General features: G+C 71.9%; 16 protein-coding genes. All 16 read right to left on the bottom strand.

Features of this window, described 5'->3' with window-relative positions:
• Window positions 1–110 precede the first annotated feature (110 nt).
• Window positions 111–371: a hypothetical protein gene (locus KS423_RS06025; RefSeq protein WP_224275817.1), complete on the bottom strand. Its 261-nt coding sequence runs from the start codon at window positions 369–371 to the stop codon at window positions 111–113.
• A gap of 12 nt (window positions 372–383) precedes the next feature.
• Window positions 384–1,646: a phage major capsid protein gene (locus KS423_RS06020; protein ID WP_224275815.1), complete on the bottom strand. Its 1,263-nt coding sequence runs from the start codon at window positions 1,644–1,646 to the stop codon at window positions 384–386.
• Window positions 1,643–2,431 carry an HK97 family phage prohead protease gene (locus KS423_RS06015; RefSeq protein ID WP_224275813.1) on the bottom strand — a complete coding sequence of 263 codons (789 nt, stop codon included), beginning with the start codon at window positions 2,429–2,431 and terminating at the stop codon, window positions 1,643–1,645. The genes KS423_RS06020 and KS423_RS06015 overlap by 4 nt, the downstream gene beginning before the upstream one ends.
• A gap of 4 nt (window positions 2,432–2,435) precedes the next feature.
• Window positions 2,436–4,481 carry a phage portal protein gene (locus KS423_RS06010; protein ID WP_224275811.1) on the bottom strand — a complete coding sequence of 682 codons (2,046 nt, stop codon included), beginning with the start codon at window positions 4,479–4,481 and terminating at the stop codon, window positions 2,436–2,438.
• A gap of 19 nt (window positions 4,482–4,500) precedes the next feature.
• The gene (locus tag KS423_RS06005; protein WP_263454534.1) at window positions 4,501–6,249 is read right to left on the bottom strand and encodes a terminase large subunit; all 1,749 of its coding nucleotides are present in this window, start codon (window positions 6,247–6,249) and stop codon (window positions 4,501–4,503) included.
• On the bottom strand, window positions 6,215–6,670 hold the full coding sequence (locus KS423_RS05995) for a phage terminase small subunit P27 family (RefSeq protein ID WP_224275809.1): 456 nt from the start codon (window positions 6,668–6,670) through the stop codon (window positions 6,215–6,217). The genes KS423_RS06005 and KS423_RS05995 overlap by 35 nt, the downstream gene beginning before the upstream one ends.
• Window positions 6,671–6,800: 130 nt before the next feature.
• Window positions 6,801–7,058 (bottom strand): HNH endonuclease, encoded by a 258-nt coding sequence (locus KS423_RS05990; protein WP_224275807.1) that lies wholly within the window; start codon window positions 7,056–7,058, stop codon window positions 6,801–6,803.
• 133 nt (window positions 7,059–7,191) lie between these two features.
• Window positions 7,192–7,392: a hypothetical protein gene (locus tag KS423_RS05985; RefSeq protein WP_224275805.1), complete on the bottom strand. Its 201-nt coding sequence runs from the start codon at window positions 7,390–7,392 to the stop codon at window positions 7,192–7,194.
• Window positions 7,365–7,664, bottom strand: a complete 300-nt coding sequence (locus tag KS423_RS05980; protein WP_224275804.1) for a hypothetical protein — start codon at window positions 7,662–7,664, stop codon at window positions 7,365–7,367. Before KS423_RS05980 ends, KS423_RS05985 begins: the two co-directional genes overlap by 28 nt.
• Before the next feature lie 122 nt (window positions 7,665–7,786).
• Window positions 7,787–8,359 carry a hypothetical protein gene (locus KS423_RS05975; RefSeq protein WP_224275802.1) on the bottom strand — a complete coding sequence of 191 codons (573 nt, stop codon included), beginning with the start codon at window positions 8,357–8,359 and terminating at the stop codon, window positions 7,787–7,789.
• Window positions 8,360–8,427: 68 nt separating this feature from the next.
• Complete coding sequence (locus KS423_RS05970) at window positions 8,428–9,153, bottom strand: hypothetical protein (RefSeq protein ID WP_224275800.1); 726 nt, start codon at window positions 9,151–9,153, stop codon at window positions 8,428–8,430.
• Window positions 9,154–9,373: 220 nt separating this feature from the next.
• Window positions 9,374–9,538 carry a hypothetical protein gene (locus KS423_RS05965; RefSeq protein WP_224275798.1) on the bottom strand — a complete coding sequence of 55 codons (165 nt, stop codon included), beginning with the start codon at window positions 9,536–9,538 and terminating at the stop codon, window positions 9,374–9,376.
• Window positions 9,539–9,598: 60 nt separating this feature from the next.
• Entirely contained in the window at window positions 9,599–9,928 is a 330-nt protein-coding gene (locus KS423_RS05960) for a hypothetical protein (RefSeq protein WP_224275796.1), read from the bottom strand.
• Window positions 9,929–10,773: 845 nt separating this feature from the next.
• Window positions 10,774–11,076, bottom strand: coding sequence for a hypothetical protein (locus KS423_RS05955; RefSeq protein ID WP_224275794.1), 303 nt, complete (start codon window positions 11,074–11,076; stop codon window positions 10,774–10,776).
• The gene (locus KS423_RS05950; RefSeq protein WP_224275791.1) at window positions 11,073–11,348 is read right to left on the bottom strand and encodes a hypothetical protein; all 276 of its coding nucleotides are present in this window, start codon (window positions 11,346–11,348) and stop codon (window positions 11,073–11,075) included. The genes KS423_RS05955 and KS423_RS05950 overlap by 4 nt, the downstream gene beginning before the upstream one ends.
• A gap of 11 nt (window positions 11,349–11,359) precedes the next feature.
• A complete protein-coding gene (locus KS423_RS05945) occupies window positions 11,360–11,563 on the bottom strand; it encodes a hypothetical protein (RefSeq protein WP_224275789.1) in 204 nt (67 codons plus the stop codon).
• Window positions 11,564–11,576: the final 13 nt, after the last annotated feature.

The following is an 11,576-nucleotide window of genomic DNA, read 5'->3' as shown; positions in this document are numbered from 1 at the left end:
CGGCACCGCGGAACCGGGCGCTGGCCGCCGCGAGGGCGGCCAGCAGCAGCGGGTCGTCGGCCGGGACGCCGAGCCAGACCGCGAGTGCGGCCGGGTCGGCGAGGAGGCCGTCAGGAGGCAGCGCCACCGCCGCCCCCGGTCTCGGCCGGCGCCTCCAGGATGCCCTTGCGGGCCTTGTCCGCGAGCTCGGCGGCCAGGACCCGGACACGCTCGGCGTCGGCGGCGTCGGCCAGGTGCGCGAGCACCTCGGCGACGGTGTGCTCACCGGGGTCGAACAGCGCGGCCGGAGCCTCGGGTTCGGCAGGGCGGGCGGGGGCGTCCTCGGGCCGGTAGCGGACGCCGTCGATGACGATCATCTCAAAGTCGGGCATGTCGTCCGCTCCTTAGGCGAGAGCCGCGATGCACAGCTCGGCGGGCTTGAACACGGCCTGGGCGGCTCGAAGCTCGGCGCGCACGTACACGAGGTTCCGCGCGGCGTAGTCCTTGTGCTGGTTGAACGCCAGCACCGAGAGGCCCTCGCGGTCCATGAGGCTGACGGTCTTCCAGTTGCCGAGGATCGCGGTGCCGGAGGGCAGACGCTGGGAGACGACCCGGGGGCGGCCCCAGATGGTGCCCGGGCCGGATCCCCACGGGCCCTGGGAGTAGTAGCGGCCCTGCGCGTCCTTGAGCAGGTCGAACTTCTCGTTGTCGGAGGGGGAGACGAGGACAGCGGTGATCGGCGCGCTGATGTTCTCCAGCCGGGTGATGGCCTTGCGGATGGTGGTGACCATGTCGGTGTCGAAGGCCTGGTTCTGCACGCCGCTGGTGGCCAGGATGCCGGTCGGGTTCCCGCCGGTCCCGCTGCCGTTGAGGATCTTGTCCTCGATGACGTTGCTGATGTTGTAGGACAGCTGGCCGTTGAGGTACGACGCGAGCGCCGGGGCGTCGGCCAACATCTGGTTGGTGACGGTGTACCCGTCCGCGTACGTGTACACCTTCGCCGTGGCGAGGTTGGTGGACAGGCCGCTGGTGGGCTTGGTGGTGGCGTCGGCGGGGAGGATCTCGTCCGGCACCAGGGCGGCGTTGCGGGTCACCGCGGTGATCTGGAGGTACTCGAAGGACGGGCCGCCGATGGTGCCGTGGTCGATCAGGTCGAGGATCGTCAGCGGCATCGGCGTGGTGAGGTCCACGGTGGGAAGCCGGACGTTCTGGAGGCGCCCGAGGCCGACCTGCTGGACTGGGGCGTCCGCCTTGAAACCGCCGCGGAGGTCGGCGAGGGAGCCGACCTTGACGCGGTCGAGCTGGATCGGGGTGCCCTCGCCGAACCCGGACGGGTGCGCGCTGCGGAACGTCTGGTAGGCCGCCGACTTGACGAACTGCTCGCCGAGACCGCCCGGGCCGCCGATCGATCCGAGCGCCTCGTCGGTGCGGTCGCTCACGCCCTCCAGGACGGGCGCGGGCCGGTCGCCCTTCGCGGTGAGGCGGGCGACGGACGCCTGGGCGGCGTCGGCCGCCTTGATCTTCCCGTCGAGGTCGTCGGCCTTCGCGGACAGCTCGGTGACTTCGGTGACCTCCTCCTCGGTGAAGTCGCGGTTCTCCGCCTTGGCGAGGGCGGAGAGTTCGGCGAGCCGGTCGAGGGCGGCCTTCAGCTGCTGGCGCAGGTTCATGCGGGGTCTCCGATCAGGTGCTTGCGGGTGAGTGCCATCGCGAGCACCTGGGCGGGCGACGGGCCGGCAGCCTTCGCGGGCGCCTCGGGGGCGGCGGCGGGCGGCACGGCCGGCCGGTGGCCGGACTCGGGGGCGGTGGTGGTCTTGGCGGCGTCGGCCGCGGTCGCGGCGGCGAGCACGTCGCCGATCGCCGAATGGGCCTCGGAGAGGCGGTCGATGTGGGCCTGGGCGAGGACCCGGCCGGCCTTCAGGCCGCGGGCGAGCTGGGAGGCCTTCGCGGCGAGAAGCTCGGTGGCCTGGTTGGCGCCGACCAGGCACGGTCCGACCTCATACAGGGTCAGGTCGCGCAGCTCGTAGTAGCCGTCATAGCGGCCCTGGTCGTCCTCGGTCTCGACCCAGGCGCCCTCGCGCACGTCGTAGGCGAAGCTGAACTGGGTGACCCTCCTGCCCTTGAGGAGGCGGTAGACCTGGGCGGCGGTCGGGTTGGTGTCGACGTCCTCGATCTGGCCGGTGACCTCCAGGCCGTCGGGGGTCTCCCGCGCGTCGAGGACAATGCCGACGTGCGCGAATGGGTCGTCCCAGTCGTGCGACCAGATCACGGGGATCGGGTCGCCCTTGGCACGCCACTCGGCAAGGGTGCGGGCGAACGCGCCAGGGACGACGACGTCGCCGACGGAGTCGACGTTGCCGAACACCGAGACGATGGCGACGAACTGGCCGTCGGCGAGGCCGTCCGTTGGTCCGGCGGCCTTGATCCGGGCGGTGCACTCCTTGGTGCGGGGCACGAGGTCACTCCCCTCGCTCGTAGGTGAGACGGCAGTTACAGTTCGCGGTCTCGGCGTCCTCGCCGCCGCTGTCGCCCGGCCAGCGCAAGCCGTTGCCGAACACGTCGTCCAGCAGCACCCGGTCGCCGTCGAGGCGGGCATGCGTCGAGCGCGGCTTGGAGCCGGTGTTCCAGACCTTGTAGGTCAGGCCGGAGGCGCCAGCGGCGTCGTGGCCGCCGAACGAGCGGGCCTCGGTAGCCGAGGTGACCGCCCGGACCGCCGCCCGGCCAACCCAACCGGCCATCGCGGTCTTGAGGGCGGCCTGCCAGCCGTCCTCGGCGCCGATGGACGACAGGACGGCGGCGTACCCCGCCCGCTCGAACTGCTCGGCATGGCTCCGGGCAGCGGCGGCAAGCCAGCCATCCATCACGTCCGCCGACCAGCCGTCCGCGCCGGGGTTGTAGAGGTCGAGAACGGACCAGGCACCTATCTGGGCGATCCGCAGACCGTGCACCTGGATCAGCGCGGCAAGCTGGGCCTGCCGGGCCGGGGAGGACTCCGCCCACAAGCTGTAGAAGTCCGGCGGCGCGTCAGCCTTCGCCGATCCAGCGCGCTCCAGCAGGCCCTCGGTCTGGCGCTCAGCCCACGCGGTCAGCGCGGCCGCGAACGCGTCGCGCTCGACGTCAAACGTGCCGAGGCCGTCCGGACGGGCCGCCTTCGTGCGCGGGCGCCCGGACTTGGGCGCCGTGTCGCGCGGGCTGGCGAGGCCGCCGACCAGGACGTTCAGCGGGGTCACCAGGTCGTCGGTGCCCTCCACGAAGGGCAGGTTTTGCACCGCGCGGGCCTCGGACCGCAGCATATACGGCGCCCCGACCGCGGACTGCAACACCTGGGCCTGCTCCAGGAAGGAGCCGCGCAACTTCGCCTCGACGCCGGCCTCGATGTACAGGTCGTTCTCGCCCGGGGCGACGACCGGCAGCAGCAGCAGATTCAGCGCCTGCTCGGCGGCCGAAACGTTCGGGCCCAGGGCGTGCGTGTAGAGCATCTGCCGGAAGGCGTCCACGTTGGAGTAGGTGCCGGCGCGGGCGCCGACCAGCTCCGGCGGGATGTGGTACGCCGAGGCGACCTCGGCGTCCGTGAGCTGGCGCCCCTCCAGGTCGAGGGTCTCCTTCGGCGCGAACGCGTCCGACTTGACCAGGCGCATGCCGTCTTCGAGGATCGGCGTCCCGCCAGCCGCACCGCCCTTGCCGACGAACCGGTTGAACGACTCCTGGAACCGCGACTTGGCGTTGTCGGACCACTGCGGGGCATCGGCCGGCCGCTCGACCACGGCCGGCACGCGGGCCCCGTTGCGCCACACCTGGCGCCGGTACTCCACCGCCTCAGCCGACTCGGCGAGGATCTGCGACAGCGTCACCATCGGCGACGTGCCGTTGACCTGGCCGTGGCTGGCGTACCCGTGGTCGAAGAGGTAGCCGCGCGGCGGCGCCCCGATCTGCTGGCCGTCCGGGCCCTGGACGACGACCTCGGCAACCCGGCCCCAGCCGTCGGAGACCAGGCGCATCCTGGGGGCCGGGATCCGGATGATCTCCCATCCGGAGGCGGTGTCCGCACTCGGCAGCACTCGTGCGCACCAGCGGTCGTACAGCAGCAGGTCGACGGCCAACGAGTGCCACAGCCGGTAGGCCGTGACGGTCGGGGACGGCGCCGCAAGCAGCTGCGCGACCGGGTGGTCCGTGACACGTCGCCGGTCGGTGTCCGACACGCGCCGGTAGACCCGCCACGGGATCCCCGCCAAGTTGCGGGCGATGTAGTCAACGACCTTGCGCACGCTGGGCTGGCTGGCCCAGACGCTCATCGGGTCGTTCGCGTAGTCCAGCAGCGGGATGCCCGGGTCCGGGATGATCACCCTGCCGTCGTAGATCCACGGCTGGGCCAGGCTGGTGAACGTGGCGAGCACCCCGTCCCCGTCGGTGACCGGCGAGGCCTTCGCCGCCACCGGCAGCCCGTCCGGCGTGACCACCAGGCCGCCGCCGTCGGGGGCCTTCGTCCTGCGGCGCCACAACGCCACGACGCCACCCCCTCTCAGATCAGATGGCCTCGAAGTCGGAATCCTCATACGCGGACCGACGGCGACGCGGGCGGGCGAGCACTTCGGACATGGCGGTGACGGCCGCAGCGACAGCGTCGATCTTCTCGGCCGAACTGGCCTTGTCGGGCTTGACGTTGCCCGCCGGATCCATCGCCACGGCCAGGTTGTCGACCTGCCAGCGCACCGCCGGGCTGCCACCGTGTCGGAACATCGGGCGCTGCGGCGTCCCCTTGAGGAGAAGCCGCTGAAGCGCCTTAAGCGCGGGCGACATAGTGACGAAGCCCTGCCGGACCTGGACAAGCGGCGCACGCTCGTTCGCCAGGTCATTGGTCAACGAGGTGGCGTTCCACGGGTCGTAGCCAAGCCGCTTCACCTGGAACATGGCCATGTCCCGCAGGATCTGGGCCTTGATCCAGTCGTAGTCCGCGACGTTGCCCGGCGTCGCGGTCAGCAGCCCCTCGCGCACCCACCGCGTGGCGGCGCCGGCGGTGCGCTTGTCGAGCGACGCCAGGTTGTCCTCCGGCGTCCACAGCCGCCAGATCGCGGTCAGGGAGTCGTCGTTGTCGTCCGGGAACAGCCAGCACAGCGCGCACAGGTCGCTGGTGCTCGCCAGGTCGAGGCCGCCATACGCCTCCCGGCCGCGCAGCGACTCCTCGTCCACGATCGTGGCGTTGGCGTCCCAGGCGGCCAGCGTCAGGAACTTCGTCTCCTGCTTCGTCCTCACCCCGAGGTGCAGCCGCAAGAACTTCGCCAGGTCGGCGGGCGACTGCTTCGCCTCGTCGGACTTGGCCTGGAGGTAGGCCCGCGTGGGGCTGACCCCGAACCCGGGGTTCGCGCGGCGCCACGTTGCCTCGTCGTGCGGGTCGTCGTCCTTCTCGGCCGCCCACACCACGCCGTACACCGCGGGCGCGGTGAACACCCGGCGCGCCAGCTGCTCGATCCGCTGGCGCTTGCGGTCGTAGACCGTCTCCCGCTTCCCGGAGTCCGCGGTCGTGATGATGACGATCAGCGGCTGGCGGCGGGAGCCGGTGCCGGTCTCGATCGTCTCGACCAACTCGGGGTCGCGGTGGACGTGGAGTTCGTCGATGATCCCGCAGTGCAGGTTCGCGCCGTGCTGGGCGCCGGCGATTGAGCTGATCGGCTGGAAGTAGGAGCCGCTGCGGGGGTGGAGGATCTTCTCCTTCAGCGCCACCACGTGCTTCTTCAGCGCCGGGGAGTTCTCCGCCAGGTGCTTGATCGGCGCGAAGACGAACCCGGCCTGCTCCTTGGTGGTCGCCGCGGCAATGACCTGCGCGCCGGGCTCGCCGTCCGCGCACGTCATGTAGATCGCCAGACCACCGCTCAGGGTGCTCTTGCCGTTCTTCCGGGGGACGTCGACGTAGAGCTCTCTCACCAGCCGGACGTGGTCCCCCGCGTCCTCGTCCCAGCGGACCCAGCCGAAGGTGGGCGCCAGGATGTAGGCGACCTGCCACGGGTCGGGCCGGAGCGGTCGGCCGGCCCACTGGCCCTGGGTGTGCCGCAGCAGGCCGAACGCCTGAAGCACCCGGTCCACCCGGTCCGGGTCGAACACTGCTCCCGGGGCCTCGCCCGGGCTCGGGGTCTGGATGAGCGGCGGGCAGTCCGGCAGCGGGATCCCCCGGCTGACGAGGTACCAGGCGACCTCGGGGCTGAGCTTGAGTCGGTCCAGCTCCGCCTCGTCTGGCAGGTCGGGCTCAGGAGAAGGGGTTGTCCTCGTCCGCCGCGTCATCGGCCCCCCTCGCCAAGGCCTGCTCGGTCGAGGGAGTCAGCCCAAAGTGCGCGGCCCAGCTCCTCAACTCGCGGCCGGCGGCGCGCTGGATCCCGACCGCCGGGTGAGGCAGCAGGCCCTGCTTCGCCTCGATCGTCAGACCCTCGACCTTGAGCACCTGCGTGGCCTCCACGAACACCGACCAGGCCTCGCAGTACGAGGCGAGCGCAGCCCGGTCCTCAGGCTTGAGCAGGCCGAGCCGGGCCAGGCCAGGGACGACCCGCTTCCACTCGGCGGCGGCCTCACGGGTCAGCCAGGTCGGCGGGTTCGGGGGCACGCGGACGAAGGCCGGCCCCTGGTTGACCGGACGGCCGGCGGAGTCCTTGCCGTCACCGCGGCCCTTGAGCAGGCGCAGGGCGGCGGGCTGGGCGGTCCTGCCCATAGGTGGACCCCCCTTCGTCATTCTGTGCAGACGTGTGCGGAGTTAACCGCGGCGGGGCCCGGGGACCGACCCGCTGTGATCTGGACACCCCTACCCCCAGGGACTCCCCTGGTCGGGCCGTGGCGGCCGGTCAGCGGCCTCGTGCGGCCCGGGCGCGCTCCAGGCGCCGCTCGTTGCCTCGTAGTGCCTCGTCGGCGCTCTTGGCGGCGTCGCAGGTCGGGCACAGCAGGCCGAGGTTGTCGAGGTCGTCGGGTGACCCGCCCTCGGAGATCGGGATGATGTGGTCCAGGACGTGCTCGCCCTCGTCCTCGTCGCCGCACCGGTAGCAGCAGCCGTGGTCACGCCGGGAGACGCGGGCTTTGAGGGAGCGCCACCGGCCGGAGCTCATGCCGTACCGCACAGCCTTGTCGGCGCGGCCAGCCCAGGGCGTGGGCTGGTGTTGGTCACACCGGCCGCGCTGGGTGGCGAGGTTGGGGCACTGGGGGTCAGTGCACCGGGACGGGGGGCGGGTGGGCACCGGTCTACCCCTGGGGGGCGGCCGTGCTTCGCACCACTGCGGCGACGCCCACCAGGAACTCGGCGAGTAGCTCCCGCACGTCGATGCCGGCCTCACCCAGCTCGGCCTCGATGGTGCCGAGGTGGAACTCCGGGCCGTCGCCCACGCGCAGGTGAACCGGGATCTCCATGGTCGCGCTCATGAGCGCGGCGGCCAGGACCAGCATCCGGGGGTCGGTTCCTCGGCGTACGGGACGTTCTCGTTGAAGAACATGCCGGTCGGGTTGAGGACCGCGAGGCTGGCTCTCCAGATGGGGGTGCCGTTGATGTCGCGCTTGCCGTTGGGGCAGCCGTCGTAGGGCTCGTGCTCCAGGTAGTCGGGGACGGCAGTGATGATCGCAGCGCGCGGCTCGGAGTGGTAGCGCTGGGTTCCGTCGTCCTGCACGGGGCTGCCGTGGGAGTGGTAGTGGACGACCCGGCCGATGCTGGGCGTCTGCATGGTGCCTCCCGCTCTGGGAATGCCGAGAGCCCCGCGGCATGTGGCCTGCGGGGCTCTCGGGTGGCTTCTGTGTCCGGGCACGCCGGACTTGGGGCCAGTGTGGATCACAGGCCCCCGGGGCGTCAAGCAGCTGTCTGACGGCGGCGGAGCTGGGCAATGCGGGATGGGTCGCGGCCGATGGTGCGGGCGATGAGGTCGCGGGGGACCCCGCCGGCGTCGAGGCGGAGGACGAGCCGGTCTCGGTCGGCTCCGGCGGCCCGGCTGTCGTCGGCGCGTTGGACGGCTCGGGCGAGCCACGAGAGCGCGCTCACGCCGAGCGGGCCGTCACCATCCGGGAGTGGCTGCCACTCCGTGAGGATGCTCACGGCGCGGGCCTGGTGGTGCTCGGCATCGGCGTCGCCGAGGAGGCACTCGGGCTCGGCGCCAAGGACGATCCGGCTCGGCCCGGGCTGCGGGGTGACGATGCTCATGAGCTCGATCCGGTCGTCGGTGAGCGCGCTCATGAGCCCGGTGGCGTAGGCGTAGTGGGGGCCGTGGTCGCGGCTGCCGGGGGTGCTGACTTCGACGGTCGCGCACTGGGTGCCGTCGGGTCCGGTGGTGAGGTCCCAGATGGTGGCGTATCCGTGGATGACCCAGGGGCCGGCGATGCCGTGGAGTTCGGCGGTGTGCCAGGCGCCGATGGTGAGGGTGCTCATGGTGGTGGTCTCCGGTGGGTGAGGGCGCTCACGGGCAGGGTGTGAGCGCCCTCATGGATGGGTTGGTGTCAGGCGGCGTCAAGGCCGTCGAGCAGAGCGAACATGCTGGCGTGTGTGCCGCAGTGACGGCAGATGATGTGGGGCTCGCCGGAGCCGGTGAGCATCTCCAGGGCGCTGCCGCAGCCGCACTTGACGTGGAGGTGGGTGCGGGTGACGTCCTGGGTGTCTCCGAGCGCCTGGTCGAGGCGGCGTCGGATGGCAGCGGCCACGGTGGCGATGCGGGCCCGCTGGTTGTCCGAGAGAGGCCGGAACGGGCCGTCCTGGCCCTCGACGCGGGCAGCGAGCCAGGTAGCTGCCCGGGCGCCGTCTCGGTGGGCCATGTTGAAACGCCACCGGCGGCTGTCCTGCTGGTCCTTGAGGCCCATGAGGGCGAGCGAGCGCGCCACGTCGTCGTTCGGGGCCGCCGAGGCGAACCGGGTGGTGAACGCGGGCCGCTGCACAGAGCTGGCGATCTCGTCGGCCAGGGCCACGAGTTCGGCGTCCAGCTCGGTGATGGTGTCCAGGATCGAGACCCGGAGCGGAGCCGGTCGCTCGCCAGGGGCGACGGCGGTCCGCTCGGCGCGCTCGACTGCGGCGGCCTGGTTGGCGGCGGCCAGCTGGTCCTCGTCCTGGTCGATGTGCTGGAGGCCCATGACCGGCGGCCAGGTCGAGGGTGTGCGGGCCTCCAGGAGCTCGCGCAGCGCGGGCCAGTTGGCAGCGATGTGGGTGAGGTCGGTGTGGGCGGTGCTGGTCATGATGTGGCTCCAGGTGCGTCAGGCGGGGTGGTGGCGGGCGGCGGCGGGACCGGTCTCTGCGGGGGTCAGCTGGTGCGGTCGTTCTTCCTCTTGTCGCGGGTAAGGGCCCGGCGTGCGGCGCGATTCGGCCTGGGGGCGGGTGCACCATCGGGGACGACGGTCTCGGCTCGGGCGGTGGTGGTCTCCCAGGTGCGGCCGGGACGTGGTGTGTGCTCGGTGGTCATTGGCGCTCCAGGGCGGTGATGATGCGGATGAACTCGGCGTCGACCCGGTCCTGCTCGGCCTCGGCCTGCTCGGCTTCAGTGCGCTCGCCCCTGATGGCGCCGAGCCAGTAGATCGCGACGATGGAGGCCGGGCCGCAGACGGCGAGAACGATGAGGGCCACGTGGCCTCCTCGGAGGTCGGTGGCTTGCCGCGGGGTGGGCGGCAGGCCTGGGCGGGTGGGTCAGCTTTGGCTGGCGATCAGATGCCAGGTCGGCTCGGGGTGGTCGGCGTAGTCGAGTTCCAGGCAGGCGTGGTGCAGGCGCGCGTCGCGCTCGGCCTGCCCGGCCGGGTCGAAGGGGGCGAGGGTCTCGGTCTCGCCCATGTCCGCGTCGGCGTAGTCGGTGCAGAGGTAGGTGGTGTGGCGGTCGTACGGGCCGGCGGAGGTATGCCCGATGCCGTCGTGGTGGTTGAGGATGCTGTCGCGGAGCTCCTCGCCCTGCCAGCCGGCGGCGTCGTGGTTGTCAGGGAGGGGGACGCCGTACAGTAGGACGGCGCTGTTCCAGATGCCCATGTCGGTGGTCTCCTCGGGTTGGGCCGCCTGCGGGGTTGCGGGCGGCGTCGGGCGTCAGGGGGTGAGGCAGCCGTGGCCTTGCGCTCGGCTTTGTGGGCGGCGATCGCGGCGCGGCAGCGCGGGCACGTTGGGGTGCCCATGCGCAGGTGGGTCCAGTAGCCGGGTGGGGTTCCGCAGACTCCGGTCCAGTCCGGCGCGGCGTCGGGGTCGTCGATCTCGTCCTCGTCCCACGCCCCGGGCGGTGCCCATCCGTAGGACTCCGCGCGGGTTCGGGCGTTGGCTGTGGCGGCCGGGTCGGTGCCGTGGTCGGTAGGGTCGGTCAGCCACAGCTCGTCGTACAGGTCGCGTACCGCGCGGGCGGTGTGTGCCTGGACGCGGGCCCGTCGCAGTAGCGACGAAAAGTTGCCGCGGGTTCGGCCGAGCCGGTCGGCCAGGTAGGCGTACGGCCAGCCAGCAGCGACGAGGGCTTGCAGTCGGCGAGTAGTGCCGGTGGCGTCGATGACGGCGGCCGGTGCGTAGTCGTCGAGGGTGGGGCGGGTTCTGAGGATGGCTCGGGCGGTGGCCGGCCGGACCGTGGTTCGGTCACCGTGCAGGATCCTTTGCAGACTGGGCCGGTCGATGCCGCTGAGTTCCTGGATCCGGCGGAGCCCGAGTCCCTGGGCCTGGAGCTGTTGGAGGTGGGCGCGGGCGGGTGCTGCGTCGATGTAGGGCTGCCACTGACCGTTGGCCTTGAGGGCGTCGATCCGCACCTGGTACTGATGGCGGGCCCATCCGCAGGTGTTGCAGCGGCAGCCGTCGGTGACGTAGCGGGTGAAGCCGTGCGGCCGACTGGTCATGGCGGGTCCTCAGCTGGTCGTGTCGCGGGCGGCGGCGCCCTGGTCCTGGAGCTGCTGTTGGAGGCGTCGCATTGCGGTCTCGTAGGCGTCGAACTCGGGCTGCACCACGGCCAGCACGGCGGCGGCGAGCCCTTCGGGACTTCCGTCGATCCGGACGACGTGACGCCATGGCTCGGGCCGGCGGACCGGGTGAGCGGCCTCGCACTCGTCCTCGGTAGCTCGGCAGTCGGTGCCGTCGCACGAGTAGGCGGCGGCAAGCAGGCCCTGGACGATGCGCTCGGCAAGGCTGGCGGGTGTCGGGGTGTCGGTCACCGGGCACCGCCAGCGGGCTCGCTGCGGGCAACGCGGGCAGCCTGGGCGAGGCCAAGGCGGCGGATGAGCATGGCGGGCTCATCGGGGTGTTCGGTGCGTGAGCGCTGCCAAGCCGCATCGATCTCCTGAGCGACTTGTTCCCGGACCTCGGTGCGGTAGGCGTCGAGCAGGTGCGAGGCCTCGTGCTCGGGCAGGCCGAGGACGTCGGCGTCGTACTCGGTGGGGTCGCACAGGGCGTTCAGCAGCTGCTCGCGGGCGGTGGGCTGGCTCATTGGATGTCCTCTCAGGCGCAGATGACGCAGCGGTGGTCGGCGCTGTCGTTGTCGTGGCATCGGTCGACGCAGGCGCGGCAGAAGTCGCTGAGGTGGTGGCGGGCGTTGCCGTCGTGCCGGGTGTCGTCGGGGTCGAACTGGCGGCCGCAGTGGGCGCAGGTACCGCAGCAGATGCCCATGCACGTGTCGGGGTTGTGGTCGGCGGGCTGGGCCATGGCGGGCTCCTCG

This window comes from Streptomyces sp. LS1784 (genome assembly GCF_020103755.1).
Lineage (GTDB): Bacteria > Actinomycetota > Actinomycetes > Streptomycetales > Streptomycetaceae > Kitasatospora.
Note: the sequence above shows the minus strand (reverse complement) of the source record. Positions and strands in the feature narration are given on the sequence as shown.